Genomic DNA, 19,706 nt, shown 5'->3' with positions numbered 1-19,706 from the left:
TGTAAGATGTCACATGTGTATCACAATGTGGTACATCGTATCGATATAATGCATGAGAACTTTGTATGAATACACAGCGTTCTACTCCACCTTCGCCCCCCTTTACCTGGCGCCTTGCAATGGGATTTGTGGGGATACTCATCGCAGCCTTAACTTCCGGACTTAATGGTCGGGTTATAGATATAGCGCTTGCGGATGTGCGTGCCGGAATTGGCGTGACTTATGATCAAGCCAGTTGGTTCACCTCTGCCTACCAGGCCGCAGAAGTAGTGGCGATGATGATCGCACCATGGTTTGCTGTGACTTTTTCGCTGCGTAAATTCGCGCTTACTTGCGCTGGCGGTTTTATGGTTTGCGGCATACTTTTACCCTTGCTCCCGAATGCGCCGCTGTTTATTCTCTTGCGAACGATACAGGGCCTGTTTAGCGGTGCCCTACCTCCCTTACTCATGACTGTGGCGCTACGTTTTCTGCCACCATCGATAAAACTTTATGGACTTGGCGCTTATGCTCTGACTGCGACTTTTGGTCCAAATGTGGCCCCTTCACTGGCGGCATTCTGGACAGATGATGTGAGCTGGATGTTCATGTTCTGGCAAGTGGTCCCCGCCATTTTGATTTCGATGCTCTTTATTGGCTGGGGTTTGCCGCAGGACCCGATTCACCTCGACCGATTTAAACAGATCGACCTGTTCGGTATGATTACCGGCTGTTCTGGAATGGCGTTTTTGATAATCGCCATCACTCAGGGTGGACGTCTGGACTGGTTTGAATCGCCCTTATTTAATGGCCTGTTATCCAGCGCCTTCGTGTGCCTGACGATTTTCCTGATTAATGAATGGTTTCATCCCCTCCCTTTGTTCAAATTACAGATGCTGGAGAGAAGTAACTTTTCATATGGCCTGATGGCGCTCGCTGTAGTGTTGGTACTGGCACTGGCTGGCTCTGCTTTGCCGTCCAATTTCTTTGGTAAAGTAGAGGGCTTTCGAACAGTGCAGTTTGCCCCGCTGGCTTTGATAATTGGGCTCCCGCAGTTAATTATCACCCCGCTTGTTGCCGCATTGCTTAGTCTGCGCTGGGTTGATTGTCGCTGGCTGATAGCTTTCGGGATTGTTCTGATGATTTCTGCCAGCCTGATGGGTATGCAGATAACCAGCGATTGGTCACGCCAGAATTTCTGGGCAATACAGCTTCTGCAGGCGATTGGATTACCGTCAATTATTTTACCGTTGCTTATGAGCGCAACCAGCGTTGTGGCTCCCCCTGAAGGACATTATGCCTCTGCTATGTTCAATACCGTACGGGGTTTTTCAAGCATCGCAGCTGGCGTTTTAGTGGAATGGTTTATAAATGACAGAGAGCAATTTCATTCTAATGTTCTGGTCAATAACGTAGCCAACCGCCCATGGTTGATATCGACACCGGTCAGCGAGCAGGCCAGCAGCAGCATTCCTTTATTACACGACGGTAGCATCAGCAACACCGAGAACATCGCTGGATTTATCACCTTATTAAAACATCAGGCAATTGTTCTGAGTCTGGCCGATAGCTATCTGCTGATGACTGGCTTTGCCGTCCTTCTGTTATTACTCACTGTCTGGTTGCCAAAACGTGTCTGGCCGCCCCAGACACTTTTCAACCTGCAATGACAAAATAGAGGTGGTTAAATGAAATTTTCGGTATCGAGAAGAACGACTCTGCTCAGCGCATTATTAATCCTGATGATGACGATGATATTTTTCGTCTGGTCGACAATGCTGAACAATGATACCCGTACCAATGATGCCTATGTGAATGCGGATTACACACTGGTAGCACCAAAAGTATCGGGTTATATCAAAAATATCTATGTTGCGGATAACCAACGTGTCAAAGCAGGGCAAACACTGGCCACGCTGGATGACCGTGACTACAAAATAGCGCTTGAAATGGCGCAAGCTAATTTGCAGCTTAGTGATGCAAAACGCCTGAGCAGCCTTGCACAACTGGAGCAGCAACAATCCATTATTGCTCAGACAAAAGCGACCCTTTTAGCCAGTCAGGCATCGGCGCAGTATGCCAGTCAGAATGCTGAACGTTTTAATAAGCTTTATCAAAGAGGTACCGTCGCTGCGGACGATCAACAAAAAGCCCATTCAACACAGCGTTCTGCATCCGCAGTCGTTCGTCAGAACGAAGCTGCTCTGACCTCAGCAGAGAAACAGGTAGGCGTGTTGAGGGCTGCATTACGTCAGGCGGAAGCCGATGTTGCAGTCGCGCAGGCAAAAGTCAGTCAGGCGAGGCTTAACCTTTCTTATACGCATATTGTTGCACCAGTCGATGGGATGGTAGGCCAGCGTTCGGTGCGCCTCGGAGCGTACGTTAACGCAGGGACACGTCTACTGGCCGTGGTTCCGCTACATCAAACTTACATCACTGCCAATTATCTTGAAACACAGTTGGCAAATGTTCAGCAGGGGCAGAAGGTCTTAATTAAAATTGATGCCATGCCTGGCAAAAAGTTTACTGGACATGTCGATAGTATCGCTCCTGCAACCGGCGCAACGTTTTCAGCCATCCAGCCAGACAATGCAACGGGTAACTTTACTAAAGTCGTCCAGCGTTTACCGGTGAAAATAGTGCTGGATGGTAATCAACCCGATGCAAAATTATTGCGCGTCGGGATGTCAGCCGTTCCTGAAATTAAAATCCGCTAATATTCAAGATATACTCAAAAAACGCTCTATTTTTTAATGTCTGGCTTAGAAACGGCGTTCCAGTTATCTATACATAATTTCCTGTTGGAAATAAAGGGCACTGACACCAAGCTAACTTCATGTTACAAAAACGCATGAGCGATCACGATCATATTTAGTCGACCCTCATTTACAGAGAGTGATCGACTAAATTTTTTCAGTCAACAATACTGGTAAATAATAGGTTATTCTTCACGCCTGGCTATCAAAATACTTAATGCTGCATAAGTGCCAGTGTTTTTTCCTTAACACGCTGCAAAATTTTCTGCGCCTCCTCGGTTGAACGAATATTGGTGTATCCAATGACTAATCCATAACGTTTTCGTGTCTGCGCATACCAGCTCGAGAGTGGCCGGACGTAAAGCTCGTGCTGTGTCCATAATGCAGCTAATGCAGTATCTTCAATGCCACGTTGCAGGAAGGCAACAATATGCATACCGCCATCTGTAAGCTCAAATTCAAAAAAACCTGGAAAGGTCGTTTCAATTGCGTCAAGCATCATGCGACGCCGCTGCTGGTAGAGTAAACGCATCTTTTTTATATGCCGGTAGAAGTGCCCTTCACTAAGGAACTGTGCAAGGATTTTTTGCGGTAGTAATGGCAGACCCGTTTCAAGGATTTCACCCAGTTCACTGAAACGGGTTACCGTCTCCTGTGGCACTACCATATATCCGATACGCATAGCTGGCATTATCGTTTTACTAAATGTACCGGTATAAATAACCCGGTCATGCGTATCGAGGCTTTTCAACGCCGGGATTACTTTGCGTGTGTAGTGAAACTCTCCGTCGTAATCATCTTCAATTATCCAGCTATTGTTTTGCTGTGCCCAGGACAGTAACTGATGCTTACGCGGTAATGAAAGGCTAACTGCGAGCGGACTTTGATGAGTAGGTGTAACGATAGCGAAGCGTGCATCGTTGTGATAGCGCTGAAGATAATCAACATCCATGCCCTGTCTATCAACAGGTATATAGTGCAGTTTGGATGCCATTCGCTTCAATAATTGCTGACCATAAAAGTAGCCAGGATCTTCAAACAGCACTTTATCATCAGGTTGTGCAAGTACCGACAGAATAAACCGTAAATTGGCCCGATAGCCGCTGGTAACGAAGATTTGCTCTGGTCGGCAATTCAGTCCTCTTGAAATAGTGAGATAACTTGCAATGGCCTCACGTAGTGGCTTAAAGCCCACTACCGGGGGCATGAGCATTTCTTCCGGACGCAGACTTCGCGCCGCTTTTCCCGATATCAACAGCCATTTTTTATGGGGGAATTCATCCAGTGCAGGAATGCCGAGTCGGAGATCACCCTTCCTTTCAGTAACCGGCGTGTCAAGTGAACGAGACGATACATAATTGTCTTCTCTGACCGTTGAGGTCAGCCGGAGCTCCGGATTTATATAGGTCCCCTTCGCCCCCAGACTTACGAAATAGCCTTCTCCAGTAAGAATTTCATACGCGGTTTCCACCGTTTTTCGCGCGACCTGCAACTCGCTCGCCAGCGAACGAATTGAGGGAACGCGCTCCCCCGGTTTCAAAAGGCCGTCCTGAATTTGCTGACGATAGCGGGCATAAATCTCTTTGTACCCCATCAAATGCACCTTTAAATGTCCTATCAATTAATTCGAATAATGACCCTTTTTAACAAGACATACAAGATTAAGATATGGCTATTAACTAAGCCACTCACTATGAGGCGTCATGAAGATTGTACATTACGACACCGTCATTGACCTTGCCCGTTGCTTTGCGCTGATGCAGGAACTACGCAGCAAACTAACGAATGAGAAACAATTTATCGCCCAGGTACAGCGCCAGCAGGCGCAAGGCTATCGGCTTGCAGGACTGGAGCAGGATGGCAAAACAATGGCGCTGGCCGGTTATCGACTGCTCGAAAATTTCATTCACGGGCAATTCTGTTACGTCGACGATCTGGTAACAGTGAACGAGGCTCGCGGTCAGGGGATGGGTGCAACGCTGTTGAATCACTTAGCGGTCATCGCACGTGAATACGGTTGTGGTCAGATGGTCCTTGATACCGCCATTAGTAATTCAGGAGCCCAGGCATTTTATCAGCGTGTCGGATATACCGCCCTCGGCCTGCATTATTATCGCGATCTCACTTGAGGAAAAAATGATGAAACTGCTTCACATTAAAGTCAGCCCGGATTTATCAGGATCGACATCCCGTGTGGCGTCTGAGTACCTGGTAGAAAAATTACGCGCGCATCATGCCGGGCTTCAAGAATCAGTGCTGGACCTGGCTAAAAGGCCGCTACCACATCTTGATGCATTTACCATTGCTGGTTTTTTTACCCCACCAGACCTACGCAGTGAAGCTCAGCTCACCGCTATTCAGACTTCGGAACAACTGGTAGATCAGCTTTTAGATTGTGACACGCTGGTTATCTCATCACCGATGTGGAACCTCGGCCTGCCTTCTGTGTTAAAGGCCTGGTTCGATCATATAACCCGCGCCGGACGAACTTTCGCCTTTACGCCAGAGGGCAAAAAAATAGGGCTCGTCAGCGGCAAAAAGGTGTATTGCGTTGTCGCCAGCGGCAGCGTATTTGCACACGGTCCATTTGTAGCGGATGACCAGTTTACGCCATACATTCGCGTAGCGCTTGAATATATTGGCATTACCGACGTGCAATTTATTCGGGTAGACGGTACGCATGATCCCGTCGCTCGTACTACAGCGTTACCTCATGCACTGCAAACCATTGATCGTTTATTTTAAAAAGAGGATTACAATATGTCGTCACGTGTGAATCATTTTAAAACCATTCCCGCACTGGCTAAAACACTAGCCGATGCCTCTATGGCATTAGGAAAAGTCTCGCTGGATAAAAAACTTAAGCACTTAGTGGATATCCGAGCCTCACAGATGAATCATTGTGCGTTTTGTCTGGATATGCACGTTAAAGAAGCAAAAATGCATGGGGAGCGTGAACTGCGTCTTTATCACGTTGCAATCTGGCGGGAATCGCCACTGTTCAGCGCCAAAGAGAAAGCTGCTCTGGCGCTGACTGAAGCGTTGACACGCATTGGTGATAATGGTGTAAGCGAAGCGCTTTACAGCGAATTGCGCGAACATTTCTCTGAAGTGGAAGTATCAGAGTTAACTTTCACCATTGCTGTAATCAACGCCTGGAATCGTCTCCAGATTTTATCACAGATGTCACCAGGATCGATGGATAGCGCTTACGGTCTGGATCGTGCTGAATTACATTAATAAATATCCGCCAACAACACTTCTTGTTGGCGGCTTTATTTTTTATTATTAGCTTACATATGTTGTAATAATCACCCACAAATAGTATTCATAGTGTATTTTTAACCTAATATTATACATGCTTATAAGAATATTAAGATCGTTTATATTCATCGCTAGCTGTTAAAAAAGTAAAAACCGCCTTTCGGCGGTTTTTACTTTGGAGGAAATGAGTAACCAATCGCGAGAAGAAAACGAATGGTAATTTATGCCTTGGCCAGCGGCTTCATTCGAAAGCTGACGCCCATACGATTAAGTGCATTCATTGTTGCAATAACGATGGTCAGATCGACCAAATCTTTTTCACCAAATACTGAAAGCGCTGCAGAATACGCTTCATCCGAGGCATGTGTCTCACTTACTCGGGTAACTTCTTCAGCCCATGCCAGTGCCGCTTGCTCCAGATCCGAGAATAAATATGTAGCTTCCTCCCATACGGGAATCAGAACTATTTTCTCTACTGACATGCCACACTTCATAAGATCGCGGGTGTGAATATCAATACAATGCGCGCAGCCATTAATCTGAGATACTCTTAAAAAAACCAAATGTATTAACTCTTCCGGGAGATTTGTTCCTGTTGTGGCAAAATGATGCAGCGTTCCCAGTGCTTTTGAACCTTCTGCAGATACCTGGAACCAATTTGGACGTTTCATGTGTTTTCCTTTAGAAAGTGATAGATGATTGATTTATCTACGGAAATATACCTAACCTTCTTCAGAAGGGTTACTGATGGATACTTCAGTGTTAAGTCATCATAATCAAAATTGACATGTAAAAAAGACACAAAGGAGAGGAAAACGGGTAGGACATGATAAAAATGAAATGCCATGAAATTAGTATGGGTTTAACTTTGATTCAACAATGATGATTGTTTGAATGGCCAGTTTTAGTCTTTATGCAGAAATGGCACCTGAGAATGTGACTTGGTGAAGGCCTTCATCATAATGATAAAAAAGGTGCAGGATACATTGTCGGAACACTCTTTCTTCTGGCTGAACTGACGATTACCAGCAGGCTAAAGCCTGGCTATCCCAAAAGACAATCGACGTTCCCCGGGAAGAAATGTTTAATTCATATGTAATGAAATTCGTTCTGTACGTCCACCTCTCGCTCATAAGGGACAATCATACTCGAATCTCCCATATTACAGTAGATTTGAGTATGAACACTTCATCGTGGAACATAGGCAGTATCGTAGGCCAAAAAAGACCAGTTCAGATATCTCATATCTGGAGGAACCGAATCCGGCTTGAATTGGAAGGTAAAAGGCGCGATCTAGCTCTGTTCAATATGACCTTGGACAGTAAGCTTCGAGATTCTGATCTGGTCAAACGCAAAGTATCTGATGTGGCAGATGGTAGCTTGGTTTCAAGCAGAGCAACGGTATTGCAACAGAAAGCCTGTAGTCCTGCGCAACTTGAGACCACCAAAGGAACAAGAGAAATAGTTGCTGCATTGATAAAGCTTGGCAATTTGCACAGTAAAGACTTCTTGTTCCGGTCTCGGGCCAGAACTAATCAGTAAATATTAACTCGAAAATACAACCGAATCTTTAATAGGTGGGTAGAAAAGCTTGGTTGACCTGCTCCCTGTTTATTAACACGCGTCAACAGATGTGGAATAAATTACGAACTTCCGCTGTTCGCTCATAGCAGCCATTTCCCAGCCCCTATCGCAAAAGCAATAACAACCCCCCCTCAAAAACCTCAAAGGGGCCCATCCAGCCCCTTTCCCTCACCACCCTCTAAGCAGCTAACCAAGCCTGCCCGCACTCAGTGCGCCACAATTCGCGGCTCCTTCACAAACTCCGCCAGTAGCCAAATCATATCGTGCAGCAGCCCCGTAAGCTCTTTTGCAACGTTCGCGGGCAATGTCCCCCCTTTAACGGCTTGGGTAAGTGCCAGCGCATAGTCTATCTGGGTAGCGGTGTCGTGCCAGCAGTCCGGCACGCAGGAGGTCATTTTTTCTCCCACAATCAACTGTTCAATAAGGTTCGGCGGGAGATCGGCATCGCAGAGTTCACGCAGTCGATGAAGCGCTTGCAGCAGGCGCTCGCAGAGTGCAGAGCTAATGACGCTATCATCGCTTTCGACCAGCACGGTCACCAGCGCGGCGCAGTTGTCTGCGACGTCAAAGAGATCGGCGTCAACCGGAAGGGGCCGGGTAATAAGCTGCTGAATAATGTTTTCGTCAGATTGCAGGTAAGACAGGGTTGGGATAGTAGCCATAAGGCATCCTCAGTGTATGACATTGAATTAACCACCCGATGAGTTCCTACGCTCGAGGGGGCAGCGCTGACGGAGGTAGGAATACCGCCCACAGAGAAAACGGCCAGCCTTAACGGCTGCTCCGCCAGCGCCACCGTGATTTTAACGGCATATGCACTGTTGCGACAAAATAAAGTCGCACTGTGAGATCCGGGTTCCTACACCCGATTGCGGATGTGCCGCAACGCCGTCACTTTACGACCCCGATAACCGGAATAAAAGCATTAACCCTCATTTTCACCGGGTTACTTTTAGGTTTGCGAGGCTCCTTCCAGAAAGACGGTATCACTCCCCCAATCCAGCGCACTCGCCACCCAATTTTGCCCCGACCTCTTTCACAAAACTGATGTATTGTTTTTAAACCATTCATTCCAGTGCAGGACATCTGACCCATGATCACCGTTCTCGGCAAGACCACCTCCATCAACGTGCGTAAAGTCCTCTGGACCTGCGAAGAAGCCGGAATTGCATACCAGCAGGAAGATTACGGCAGCGGATTTGCCCCGACGGAAACGGACGCCTTCCGCGCCCTGAACCCCAACGCCATGGTGCCGGTGCTGATCGACGGCGATTTTGTGCTGTGGGAATCGAATTCAATCTGCCGCTACCTGGTGCGCAAAGCCGGACGCGATGACCTGCTGCCGTCGCAGCCGCAGGCCTGCGCTAACGTCGAGCGCTGGATGGACTGGCAGGCAACCGAATTCAACAACGCCTGGCGCTATGTCTTCCCGGCGCTTGGGCGCAATAACCCGGACTATAACGATCCCGCGCGGATTGCCGCCGGGATAAAAGAGTGGAACCACTGTATCGGCATTCTGGAGCAGCAGTTGCAGCGCACCGGCGCCTTTACTGCGGGCGAAACGTTTACGCTTGCAGACGTGGTGCTGGGGCTGTCGGTCAACCGCTGGAAAATGACGCCCTTTGACAAACCCGCTGTGCCTGCCATTGATGCCTGGTTTGAACGTCTTAATCAGCGCCCGGCATTTTTGCGACACGGAAATAACGGCATGGTCTGAATTCCCCACGGCCCTATATTCAGCAAGGATATTTTATTTAATTACAAAACTCTGCATGCCGTCAGAGGGAATAATAATTAAGCCATATCCTGGACTGTCCGTTTCAGCGCTTTGCTAGCCTGACGTTTCAGGCAAAGCTCACCCCGGAGGTATTCTTGCTGATTAAACTCAAAAAAGAACGAACGCATCAGGAGGATCGCCGGTTAGCCCTCTGGCTGGCGACATCCGCTGGCTTGCTCAACGCCATCGCCCTTGGGGCATTTGGCTTTTTCCCCTCTCACATGACCGGCAATACCTCACAATTATCCAGCGAAGTCTCTTCCACCGATCTGAACGATATTATTTTCTTTGGCTCCATTATTCTGGCGTTTGTCACGGGTGCCATTCTTGCGCGCATTATTGTTATCTGGGGCATTATCCATAATATCCGCCTGGTTTTTTGCCAGATCCTTTTTGTCGAAGGGTTATTACTGACCGGTATTTCGGTTTACGAGATGTATTTCCATGCCCTCACCAGCAACCGCACAATTATTATCTTTCTCTGTGGTCTGATGGGGATCCACAATTCCACCTCCACCCAGCTCTCCAGCGGCCGGGTGAGATCGACGCACATCACCGGCACGCTGACGGACGCGGGAATATCGCTGGCCTCGGTAGTGGTGGCGATGCTGCGCCGGGACTATTCCAAAGACACGGCGGCGCAGAAAAGCCAGCTTAAAACCCACTTAACCACCCTGTTCTCGTTTATTACGGGCGGTATCGCGGGGTTACTCCTGTTCCGGTGGATTGGGTTTAATGCGATGCTGGCGCTGGGTGTCATACTGGCGCTGGTATCCGTTTGTTCCATGATTACCATCGCGGTGCGCGTGCGCAAAGTTCGCGCAGCCCTCGGCCGATAGTCAAAACGCAGAGGGCAGAATGTCGCGACAGTTGTGACACCGTCACTTTCAAGAAGTCGCTTTAGGACTATTCTGCCCTCTCACAGCCAGCCCTTAGCTCATAAGGCTTAATCAAGGTTGTCACTAGTTTCATAGGGTTACTAATTTTCCCCCTTCGCTGGAACCCTTCCCAAACGCTTGCTATAGGTCAACTACCCCTGCCGAAACATGGCATAACAACAGGCAACCGCTGGTTGCGATAACGCATGCGCACAGGGAGACACACCGCAATGCATCCATTACTCAAACGCTCGCTGCTGTTTGTCGGCGCCATAATCGTGGTTCTGGCCCTCCTCACCTGGGGCATTGGGCTGGAGACGATCAAGGCGCGTCAGGTTGACCTGATCTACCTCGGGCAACAGCATTTAATCCTCGTATTTTCCTCGATGTTCTTCGCACTGCTGGTTGGCATTCCGGCGGGTATCCTGCTCAGCCGCCCGGCGGCGCGTGGGGTAGCCGAATACGTGATGCAAATCTTCAACGTCGGCAACACCCTGCCGCCGCTGGCCGTTCTGGCGCTGGCGATGGTGGTGATTGGCATTGGCGATACGCCAGCCATCATCGCCCTGTTTCTTGCCTCGCTGCTGCCGATTGTGCGCAATACCTACGCCGGGCTGTGCTCGGTGCCGTCGTCATTACTGGAAGCGGCCAACGGGATTGGGATGACCAAATGGCAGCGTCTGCGCCAGGTGGAGTTACCTAACGCCTGGCCGGTGATGCTCTCGGGCATCCGCATCGCCACCGCCATTAATGTGGGTACTGCTCCGCTGGCCTTCCTGATTGGCGCCAGCAGCTACGGCGAGCTGATTTTCCCTGGCATCTACCTGAACGACTTCCCGACGCTGATCCTGGGCGCGGCGGCCACCGCGCTGTTTGCCCTGATCCTCGACACCCTGCTGGCTGCGCTGGGTCGCGTGATGAGTCCCCATCTCGCTCGATAACAATAACAAGGAGCTTTCATGAGACTGATATCCAGCCTGACGGCGCTGTGTGCCGCGGCGCTCTTCACCAGCCAGGCAATAGCCGCCCCGCTGATTCTGGCGACCAAGAGCTTTACCGAGCAGCATATTCTCTCGGCCATGACCGTGCAGTACCTGCAAAAGAAAGGGTTCCAGGTGCAGCCGCAAACCAATATTGCGACTGTTATCTCCCGTAACGCGATGATCAACAAACAAATTGATATGACCTGGGAGTACACCGGTACGTCGTTGATCATCTTTAACCACATCAACAAGCGCATGTCGCCGCAGGAATCTTACGAGACGGTTAAGCGTCTGGACGCGAAACACGGTCTGGTCTGGCTCAAACCCGCCGATATGAACAACACCTATGCCTTCGCCATGCAGCGTAAACGCGCCGAAGCGGAACATATCAACACCATGTCTGAGATGGTGGCGAAGATTGAGCAGGTGCGTAAAACCAACCCGGACAAAAACTGGCTGTTGGGACTGGATCTTGAGTTTGCCGGGCGTAGCGACGGCATGAAGCCGCTGCAGAAGGCCTACAACATGGAGCTTGACCGTCCGCAGATCCGCCAGATGGATCCCGGTCTGGTGTATAACGCGGTGCGCGACGGTTTTGTTGATGCCGGGCTGATCTACACCACCGACGGCCGCGTGAAAGGTTTCGACCTCAAAGTACTGGAAGATGATAAAGGCTTCTTCCCGAGCTATGCCGTCACCCCGGTGGTGCGTAAAGACACGCTGGAGGCGAACCCGGGGCTGGAAGAGGCGCTTAACACCCTCTCCGCCCAGCTCAACAACGACGTTATCACCGAGCTGAACAAGAAGGTGGATATCGATCATCAGTCACCGCAGCAGGTCGCCCGTGATTTCCTGCGTAGCAAAAAGCTGTTGTAGGAGGCGCTATGGAGACGATTCACTACATTCTGGATAACTGGGATTACCTGTTAACCCTGACGCTGCAGCATCTGTGGCTGGTGGCGCTGGCGGTTGGCCTGGCCATTATTATCGGCGTTCCGCTCGGCATTCTAATTGTCCGTCACAAATGGCTGGCGACACCGGTGCTGGGCATCGCGACCATCGTGCTGACCATTCCGTCCATCGCCCTGTTTGGCCTGATGATCCCGCTGTTTTCGCTGATCGGTCAGGGCATTGGCGCCCTGCCCGCCATTACCGCGGTGTTTCTCTACTCGCTGCTGCCGATTGTACGCAACACCCATACCGCGCTGGACAGCCTGCCACCGGGTCTGCGTGAGGCCGGACGCGGCATCGGCATGACCTTCTGGCAGCGGCTGCGCTGGGTTGAAATTCCCATGGCGTTACCGGTGATTTTCGGCGGCATCCGCACCGCCGTGGTGATGAACATCGGCGTAATGGCAATTGCCGCCGTGATTGGCGCGGGCGGCCTGGGCCTGCTGCTGCTTAACGGCATCGGCGGGAGCGATATCCGCATGTTGATTGCAGGGGCGCTGATGATTTGTCTTTTAGCGATTGTGCTCGACTGGCTGCTGCACCGTCTGCAGGTGGTACTGACTCCGAAGGGGATTCGATAATGATAAAACTGGAAAACCTCACCAAACATTTTTCACAGAAGCACGGCCAGACCTTTAAGGCCGTGGACAACGTCAACCTGAACGTGCCCGAAGGGGAAATGTGCGTCCTGCTCGGCCCATCCGGCTGCGGGAAAACCACCACCCTTAAGATGATCAACCGCCTGATTACGCCAAGCAGCGGCACGATCCTGATTAACGGCGAAGACACCAGCGGGATGGATACGGTGACGCTGCGCCGCAACATCGGTTACGTGATTCAGCAAATTGGCCTGTTCCCGAACATGACCATCGAAGAGAACATTACCGTGGTGCCGCGCATGCTGGGCTGGGATAAAGCCCGGTGTAAAACCCGTGCCGAAGAGCTGATGGATATGGTGGCGCTGGATCCACGTAAGTTTCTTCACCGCTATCCGCGCGAGATGTCCGGCGGCCAGCAGCAGCGTATCGGCGTGATCCGCGCGCTGGCGGCCGATCCGCCGGTACTGCTGATGGATGAGCCCTTCGGCGCAGTGGACCCCATCAACCGTGAAGTGATCCAGAACCAGTTTCTGGAGATGCAGCGCAAGCTGAAGAAAACGGTGATGCTGGTCAGCCACGATATCGATGAAGCCCTGAAGCTGGGCGATCGTATCGCCGTTTTCCGTCAGGGGAAGATTGTCCAGTGCGCCAGCCCGGACGAGCTGCTGGCGAAGCCGGCGAACGAGTTTGTCGGCTCGTTTGTGGGTCAGGACCGCACCCTGAAGCGCCTGCTGCTGGTGTCGGCAGGCGACGTCACCGACCAGCAGCCTACTATCACTGTACGCGGCTCTACCCCGCTTCCAGAGGCCTTTGCCACCATGGATGATAACGATATCCGCGCCATCACCGTGGTAGACGAACACGGTAAACCGCTGGGGTTTGTGAAACGCCGGGAAGCGCGCAACGCCAGCGGCACCTGTGCCGATATCCTGCATCCGTTCCGCATGACCGGCAAAGCGGAAGATAACCTGCGCGTGGTGCTCTCCCGCCTGTATGAAAGTAACACCAGCTGGATGCCGATTGTGGATGAAGAGGGTCGCTATAACGGCGAGATTTCGCAGGACTATATCGCGGAGTACCTCAGCTCAGGGCGTACGCGCCGGGCGCTGAATATCCACAGTGAAAGTTAATTCTTCCGGCCGGGCTTGCCCGGCTTTTTTTCGCACGCAGACCTTTTGCTAACCCCGTCATTTCCCGCCACAATATTGCATCGACCCCGTTTACTCGCGACCCATGCAACGTCTTCATACTTACCCCGATATCCGCGCGATGTTTCGCCGGCTTTTGATTGCCACCGTCACGGGCGTACTGGCCGCGCTGGCCGTTGCCGTGTTTCGCCACAGCATGTATCTGCTGGAGTGGCTGTTTCTCAGTAACGACAGCGGCAGCCTGGTGAATGCCGCGGCGGCGTTGTCCCCCTGGCGTCGCATGCTCACGCCTGCTCTTGGCGGCCTGGCAGCCGGATTGTTGCTGTGGGGATGGCAGCGGCTGACAGCGCAACGCCCGCATGCGCCAACGGATTATATGGAAGCGCTGGAAACGGGTGATGGGCAGTTCGATTACGGTGCCAGCCTGGTCAAATCCCTGGCATCACTGCTGGTGGTTTCCAGCGGAAGCGCCATCGGGCGTGAAGGGGCGATGATCCTGCTCGCTGCCCTCGCCGCCTCCTTGTTTGCGCAGCGCTTTACGCCGAAGTCCGAATGGAAATTATGGATAGCCTGCGGGGCGGCGGCGGGAATGGCCAGCGCCTACCACGCGCCGCTAGCCGGAAGCCTGTTTATTGCGGAAATCCTGTTCGGCACGCTAATGCTGGCCTCGCTCGGTCCGGTAGTCATTGCGGCCGTCGTCGCGCTGCTGACGACGCGTCTGTTAAGCCCTGGCGCTACCACGCTGTATGAGGTGCATCTCAGCGAAACGCTCACTGCGGGCGATTACGGATTGATCGTTATCATCGGTCTGCTGGCGGGCGTCTGCGGCCCGCTGCTGATGTGGCTGATGACGGTTAGCCACGCCCTGTTTCTGCGTCTCAAACTCTCACCCCCCTGGCAGCTGGCGCTCGGGGGGGTGATCGTCGGGCTGTTGTCGCTTCTTACGCCCAAAGTGTGGGGCAATGGCTATAGCGTGGTGCAGGCCTTTCTGCTCTCACCGCCGCTGCTGTCCGTCATTGCGGGCGTGTTTATCTGTAAGCTGCTGGCGGTCCTGGCAAGCAGCGGTTCGGGCGCACCAGGCGGGGTCTTCACGCCGACGCTGTTTGTCGGGCTGGCGACAGGAATGCTCTTTGCGCAGCTTTTTGCGCTGTGGCTGCCGGGTTCTGAAACGGCGATTTTGCTGGGACTGGCGGGGATGGCGACGTTGCTCGCTGCCACGACGCATGCGCCTATTATGTCGGCGCTGATGGTGTGTGAAATGACCGGGCAGTATTTTCTGCTACCCGGCCTGCTGATTGCCTGCGTTGTTGCGTCCGTGCTCTCGCGAACGTTACGCCACGACTCGATCTACGGCCAGCACACTGCCGAGAGCAGAGAGATCGATGTACTGCGCTAGTTCGCGCTGCTCGGCGCGCGGCAAATAAGGCAGTTCGCCCACCAGAGGGCCGGGCAGTTTTTTGCTCAGCACGTCGATGATTTCTGCATAGTGCGCAAGGCCAGGGTTGATACGGTTTGCCACCCAGCCCACTAACGGCAGGCCGTCATTGGCGATCGCCTGCGCCGTGAGCAGCGCATGGTTGATACACCCTTCCTGGATGCCCACCACCATCACCACCGGCAGTTGTTCCTGCACCACCCACTCGGAAAGTGGACGCAAATCGTTCATCAGGCTGCGCCAGCCGCCCGTGCCTTCAACCACAACGTGATCAACCTTCTCGCTCAGGTTCGCCAGCCCATCCGACAGCAGGGTGTAATTGATCAGCCCGCTGTGCGCCACGCTGCTCTCCTCTTCGCTCAGGGCAATAGGATTGACCGCGTCATAAGGCAGCTCCAGGGATGAGACGCTTTGCAAAACCAGGGCATCTTTATTGCGCAGCCCCTCTGGCGTCTCTTTACTGCCTTTTGCGACCGGTTTGTACCCTGCAACACGTTTACCGCTTGCTGCCAGCGCCTGTAGCAACGCGCGCGATACAACAGTCTTGCCGACAGAGGTATCTGTACCAGTAACAAAGAAACGCTTAAGCATGACTCATTCCACCTCTTGGGTATGCTTCGAAAATATAAACCAGGTAAATAATTCAGTGGGGGAAGTCTACGGGAAGCGTGCGCTATCCGGCTTGAGATAGCGCAATTTTTAGTAAGTCTGTGGAAAAGAGTTAGCCCTGCAGCAAGCGGATCAGTAAGGAGCCGTTATACATTGCATCTTTCACCAGCGCGGCGCCGGCCATGGTGCCCTGGTTCGAAAATTGCGTGCTTTCGACCACAATGTTTTTGCTGTAAGCGGGCAGCGCCTGCTGACTAATGCAGGCCGAGATCGCCGGGAAGAGGATATCCGCCGCCTGGCTGAGCGGGGAGCCGATCAGGATTTTTTGCGGGTTAAACAGATTCACCATAATGGCGAGAATGCGCCCGACGTTATTCCCTACGCCAGTAATGATGTCCTTAGCCAGCAGATCGCCCTGCCGCGCCGCTGTGCACAAGGAATCTACCGTCAGGGGTTGCCCGTGCAACGAGGAGCTCATGGACTGGCTGAGCCTCACCTGCGCCAGTTCCAGCACGCTTTCCACGCTGGCAATGGTCTCCAGGCAGCCGTGGTTGCCGCAGTAGCAGCGTTTCCCGTAGGGATCGACCTGCGTGTGGCCGATCTCCACCAGGCTACTGCTGCCCGCATGCAACAGGCGTCCGTCGGTGATGACGCCCGCCCCGACGTTATGGTCGATCACCACCTGAATGACATCCCGCGCCCCGCGTGACGCGCCAAACAGCGCCTCCGCCATGGTCCAGGCGCTGATGTCATGCTGAATGTAGACCGGTACGCCGGTATGGTTTTTCAGGACCTCACCCAGCGGCATCTCTTTAACGTCTTCATAAAACGGCATGCGGTGCACAATGCCGTTCTCGGTATCAATAATGCCCGGCATGGTGATGGCAATCGCCGTTAAGCGTTCAAGCTTCTGCTGGTGACGAATAAAGAAATGATCGATATGCGTGACAATCGCCTCAAGAAGCGGTTGATCAGCGTTAAGCGGCAGCTCCAGCCGGTCTTCCACCACCAGCTTGCTGCTGAGATCGCGCAGCGCAAGAAAGATCTCACCCCGGCTGATGCGCAGTGACAGGTAATGCCACGCTTCCGTCTCCACCACCAGCCCGACCGCCGGACGACCCCGGCTCCCCGGCTCCTGAATCTCCGTCTCCTGAACCAGGTGGGCTTCCAGCATTTCGCGAACAATCTTGGTAATACTGGCGGGAGCCAGTTGGGCCAGGCGCGACAAATCGATACGCGAAACCGGACCAAGCTGATCAATCAGGCGATATACCGCGCCAGCGTTGGTCTGCTTAATCTGATCAATATGCCCTGGCTGACTATCAGCAACCACCTCGTACTCCCTTATTTTCGAGCTTCGAAATAAACTTTGGGCTATGGTGAAGCACTTGCATGGCCGTCGTCAAATATTTACTTAGCCATGTGATTTACTGCACATTTTTGCCCATTTTTCCCTATAAATATCGCCCGGCAGAGGCGGTGCTAAGCTGCTTTTTAAAACGCTGTGCCGCATTGCTCTGTTCATGATGTCTGGACCACACCAGCCACATCTCCGATACCGCGTCGTCTTCGGCAAGCGGAACCCAACACATTTCACGCAATTGTACCCGTTTAAAGGAGGCCGGGAGAATAGAAACCCCCAGCCCGGCGGCGACCAGACCAATGATCGTCATCGCCTCTCCTACCTCCTGGGTAATCACCGGGGCGAGATCGTAGCGGCGCATCAGGCCAAGAATATCGTCATACAGACCGGTCCCCACCTGCGGGTCGAAAAAGACAAACGGCTCTTTCGCCAGCTCCGCCAGCGTGACGGCAGGTTTCGACGCCAGGGGGTGATCGCGCGGGATCATCGCCATCAGCGGCTCGCGCAGGATCACCTGCCACGCCAGCGAGTCCGGCAGTTGAGTGTTGCGCATCAGCCCTAAATCCAGCGCCCCTTCATTCAGCGGAGCAATTTGTTCCCGGGTATTAATTTCGCGCGTCTGAATATGCACGTCCGGGAAGTCACGGCGAAACGACGACAGGGTTTGCGAGACGGCGCTGATAAACGGGGCAGACGAGGTAAACCCGATACGCAATTCACCGGCTTCCCCCAGATAGAGCCGCTCTGCGCGGGCGGCGGCGTCGTCAACCATGCTCAGAATTTGTCGGCTGTCGGCCAGAAATTGCCTGCCTGCCGCCGTCAGGCTCACGCTACGGTTGGTGCGGGCGAGAAGACGGGCGCCAATCTGCTGCTCCAGGATCTGAATTTGCTGGCTGAGCGGCGGCTGCGAAATGTTCAGGCGCGCGGCGGCGCGGCCAAAATGGAGTTCTTCTGCCACCGCGACAAAGTAGCGTAAATGACGCAGTTCGATATTCATATTTTATAAGTATCATTTGAGATTATTAATATATTAGACAGAATATTTACATTTTCCTACCCTGAAGAGGTGGTCATACCCGTCACCAGAAACCACGGGGATGTTTAAGCAAGGAACATGTGTGAGTCGTACATCTACCGTTGATATCGAACCGGCACGCGATATCGATGATTTACCCGCAGCCTCTCAGCCGGCGCAGTTTATTAAACGTGGTACCTCCCAATTTATGCGCGTCACGCTGGCGCTGTTCTCAGCCGGTCTGGCAACCTTTGCCCTGCTCTACTGCGTTCAGCCTATTCTTCCCGTGCTGTCACACGAGTTTGGCGTCTCACCGGCCAGCAGCAGTATTTCACTCTCTATTTCAACCGGGATGCTGGCTGTCGGCCTGCTCTTTACCGGCCCCCTCTCCGATGCCATTGGGCGTAAACAGGTGATGGTGACCGCGCTGATGCTGGCGTCGGTTTGTACATTGCTCTCCACCATGATGACCAGCTGGCACGGGATCCTGATGATGCGCGCGCTCATCGGGTTATCCCTGAGCGGCGTGGCAGCGGTCGGGATGACTTATCTCAGTGAAGAGATCCACCCGAGCTTTGTCGCGTTCTCCATGGGGCTGTACATCAGCGGGAACTCCATTGGCGGTATGAGCGGACGCCTGCTGAGCGGCGTGTTTACAGACTTCTTTACCTGGCGCATTGCGCTGGCGGTGATTGGCTGCTTTGCACTGGCCTCTGCGCTGATGTTCTGGAAAATTCTGCCGGAATCACGCCACTTCCGCCCCACCTCCCTGCGTCCGAAAACGCTGTTTATCAACTTCCGCCTGCACTGGCGGGATAAAGGGCTGCCGCGGCTGTTCCTGACCGGCTTCCTGCTGATGGGATCGTTCGTCACGCTGTTTAACTATATTGGCTATCGTCTGATGCTTTCGCCGTGGCATCTGAGCCAGGCGGTGGTAGGCCTGCTCTCCGTGGCGTATCTGACCGGGACCTGGAGCTCGCCAAAAGCCGGAGCGATGACCGCCCGCTATGGCCGTGGGCCGGTGATGCTGGTCTCAACCGCCGTGATGTTGCTGGGCCTGTTGCTGACGCTCTTCTCGTCCCTGTGGCTGATTTTCACCGGAATGCTGCTCTTCTCTGCCGGTTTCTTCGCCGCGCATTCCGTCGCCAGCAGCTGGATTGGCCCGCGCGCCCGTCGTGCCAAAGGCCAGGCATCCTCTTTGTATCTGTTTAGCTACTATCTTGGCTCCAGCTTCGCCGGGACACTGGGCGGCGTGTTCTGGCACAACTACGGCTGGAACGGCGTGGGCGGGTTTATCGCGCTGATGCTCTGCGGGGCACTGCTGGTGGGCGCCAGTCTTCATAAACGTCTGAGATAATCCGCCTG

The 19,706-nt window shown here is 52.8% G+C and carries 19 protein-coding genes and 1 pseudogene; 14 read left to right on the top strand and 6 right to left on the bottom strand.

Going from position 1 to position 19,706, the window contains the following annotated elements; translation table 11 throughout:
• The first annotated feature begins 65 nt into the window (after positions 1-65).
• Positions 66-1,649 carry an MFS transporter gene (locus AC2FAK_RS08330; RefSeq protein WP_095454775.1) on the top strand — a complete coding sequence of 528 codons (1,584 nt, stop codon included), beginning with the start codon at positions 66-68 and terminating at the stop codon, positions 1,647-1,649.
• Positions 1,650-1,667: 18 nt separating this feature from the next.
• Positions 1,668-2,696, top strand: a complete 1,029-nt coding sequence (locus AC2FAK_RS08325) for an HlyD family secretion protein (protein WP_020688231.1) — start codon at positions 1,668-1,670, stop codon at positions 2,694-2,696.
• A 253-nt stretch (positions 2,697-2,949) separates the two neighbouring features.
• Here AC2FAK_RS08325 and pdxR read toward each other — a convergent pair whose 3' ends face one another.
• On the bottom strand, positions 2,950-4,329 hold the full coding sequence (gene pdxR / locus AC2FAK_RS08320) for a MocR-like pyridoxine biosynthesis transcription factor PdxR (RefSeq protein WP_005131818.1): 1,380 nt from the start codon (positions 4,327-4,329) through the stop codon (positions 2,950-2,952).
• Positions 4,330-4,438: 109 nt separating this feature from the next.
• Between pdxR and AC2FAK_RS08315 the strand changes: the two genes are divergently transcribed.
• The 3 genes from AC2FAK_RS08315 to AC2FAK_RS08305 are packed head-to-tail and all read left to right on the top strand — an operon-like array spanning position 4,439 to position 5,975.
• The gene (locus tag AC2FAK_RS08315; protein ID WP_020688232.1) at positions 4,439-4,864 is read left to right on the top strand and encodes a GNAT family N-acetyltransferase; all 426 of its coding nucleotides are present in this window, start codon (positions 4,439-4,441) and stop codon (positions 4,862-4,864) included.
• Between the two features lie 7 nt (positions 4,865-4,871).
• Complete coding sequence (locus AC2FAK_RS08310) at positions 4,872-5,480, top strand: FMN-dependent NADH-azoreductase (protein WP_240514596.1); 609 nt, start codon at positions 4,872-4,874, stop codon at positions 5,478-5,480.
• Positions 5,481-5,495: 15 nt separating this feature from the next.
• Complete coding sequence (locus AC2FAK_RS08305) at positions 5,496-5,975, top strand: carboxymuconolactone decarboxylase family protein (RefSeq protein WP_005131815.1); 480 nt, start codon at positions 5,496-5,498, stop codon at positions 5,973-5,975.
• Between the two features lie 245 nt (positions 5,976-6,220).
• Here the strand turns inward: AC2FAK_RS08305 and AC2FAK_RS08300 are convergent, their stop codons facing one another.
• Positions 6,221-6,670, bottom strand: a complete 450-nt coding sequence (locus AC2FAK_RS08300; RefSeq protein WP_005131814.1) for a carboxymuconolactone decarboxylase family protein — start codon at positions 6,668-6,670, stop codon at positions 6,221-6,223.
• 508 nt (positions 6,671-7,178) lie between these two features.
• On the opposite strand from AC2FAK_RS08300, the pseudogene AC2FAK_RS08295 reads away from it, so the two are divergent.
• Positions 7,179-7,538: pseudogene (locus AC2FAK_RS08295) on the top strand (site-specific integrase); the annotation flags it as partial.
• 251 nt (positions 7,539-7,789) lie between these two features.
• Here the strand turns inward: AC2FAK_RS08295 and AC2FAK_RS08290 are convergent.
• Positions 7,790-8,245 carry a hypothetical protein gene (locus AC2FAK_RS08290; protein WP_020688235.1) on the bottom strand — a complete coding sequence of 152 codons (456 nt, stop codon included), beginning with the start codon at positions 8,243-8,245 and terminating at the stop codon, positions 7,790-7,792.
• A 431-nt stretch (positions 8,246-8,676) separates the two neighbouring features.
• Here AC2FAK_RS08290 and AC2FAK_RS08285 point away from each other — a divergent pair, with 431 nt between their 5' ends.
• The 7 genes from AC2FAK_RS08285 to clcB all read left to right on the top strand — a co-directional run bounded on the left by AC2FAK_RS08285 (position 8,677) and on the right by clcB (position 15,315).
• Entirely contained in the window at positions 8,677-9,300 is a 624-nt protein-coding gene (locus tag AC2FAK_RS08285; protein WP_095453062.1) for a glutathione S-transferase family protein, read from the top strand.
• Between the two features lie 155 nt (positions 9,301-9,455).
• Complete coding sequence (locus AC2FAK_RS08280) at positions 9,456-10,199, top strand: YoaK family protein (protein ID WP_014831711.1); 744 nt, start codon at positions 9,456-9,458, stop codon at positions 10,197-10,199.
• A 269-nt stretch (positions 10,200-10,468) separates the two neighbouring features.
• Positions 10,469-11,179: an osmoprotectant ABC transporter permease OsmY gene (osmY, locus tag AC2FAK_RS08275; protein WP_013096821.1), complete on the top strand. Its 711-nt coding sequence runs from the start codon at positions 10,469-10,471 to the stop codon at positions 11,177-11,179.
• 18 nt (positions 11,180-11,197) lie between these two features.
• On the top strand, positions 11,198-12,097 hold the full coding sequence (gene osmX, locus AC2FAK_RS08270; protein WP_038980457.1) for an osmoprotectant ABC transporter substrate-binding protein OsmX: 900 nt from the start codon (positions 11,198-11,200) through the stop codon (positions 12,095-12,097).
• A gap of 8 nt (positions 12,098-12,105) precedes the next feature.
• The gene (gene osmW, locus AC2FAK_RS08265) at positions 12,106-12,753 is read left to right on the top strand and encodes an osmoprotectant ABC transporter permease OsmW (RefSeq protein WP_006808875.1); all 648 of its coding nucleotides are present in this window, start codon (positions 12,106-12,108) and stop codon (positions 12,751-12,753) included.
• Positions 12,753-13,901, top strand: coding sequence for an osmoprotectant ABC transporter ATP-binding protein OsmV (gene osmV / locus AC2FAK_RS08260; RefSeq protein WP_029882806.1), 1,149 nt, complete (start codon positions 12,753-12,755; stop codon positions 13,899-13,901). The genes osmW and osmV overlap by 1 nt, the downstream gene beginning before the upstream one ends.
• A 103-nt stretch (positions 13,902-14,004) precedes the next feature.
• A complete protein-coding gene (clcB, locus tag AC2FAK_RS08255) occupies positions 14,005-15,315 on the top strand; it encodes a voltage-gated ClC-type chloride channel ClcB (protein WP_057072716.1) in 1,311 nt (436 codons plus the stop codon).
• On the opposite strand, the gene bioD is transcribed toward clcB, so the two are convergent.
• The 3 genes from bioD to AC2FAK_RS08240 form a co-directional block, all read right to left on the bottom strand.
• Entirely contained in the window at positions 15,250-15,945 is a 696-nt protein-coding gene (bioD, locus tag AC2FAK_RS08250; protein WP_013096826.1) for a dethiobiotin synthase, read from the bottom strand. The two genes, clcB and bioD, sit on opposite strands and share 66 nt — an antisense overlap.
• A 130-nt stretch (positions 15,946-16,075) precedes the next feature.
• A complete protein-coding gene (gene mlc / locus AC2FAK_RS08245; protein ID WP_038419279.1) occupies positions 16,076-17,296 on the bottom strand; it encodes a sugar metabolism global transcriptional regulator Mlc in 1,221 nt (406 codons plus the stop codon).
• Between the two features lie 121 nt (positions 17,297-17,417).
• The gene (locus AC2FAK_RS08240; RefSeq protein WP_095454776.1) at positions 17,418-18,323 is read right to left on the bottom strand and encodes a LysR family transcriptional regulator; all 906 of its coding nucleotides are present in this window, start codon (positions 18,321-18,323) and stop codon (positions 17,418-17,420) included.
• A 121-nt stretch (positions 18,324-18,444) separates the two neighbouring features.
• On the opposite strand from AC2FAK_RS08240, the gene AC2FAK_RS08235 reads away from it, so the two are divergent.
• Positions 18,445-19,698 (top strand): MFS transporter, encoded by a 1,254-nt coding sequence (locus tag AC2FAK_RS08235; RefSeq protein ID WP_094084207.1) that lies wholly within the window; start codon positions 18,445-18,447, stop codon positions 19,696-19,698.
• Positions 19,699-19,706 lie beyond the last annotated feature (8 nt).

The organism is Enterobacter cloacae complex sp. 394F7, from assembly GCF_057320385.1.
This window is presented reverse-complemented; position numbering and strand designations above follow the sequence as displayed.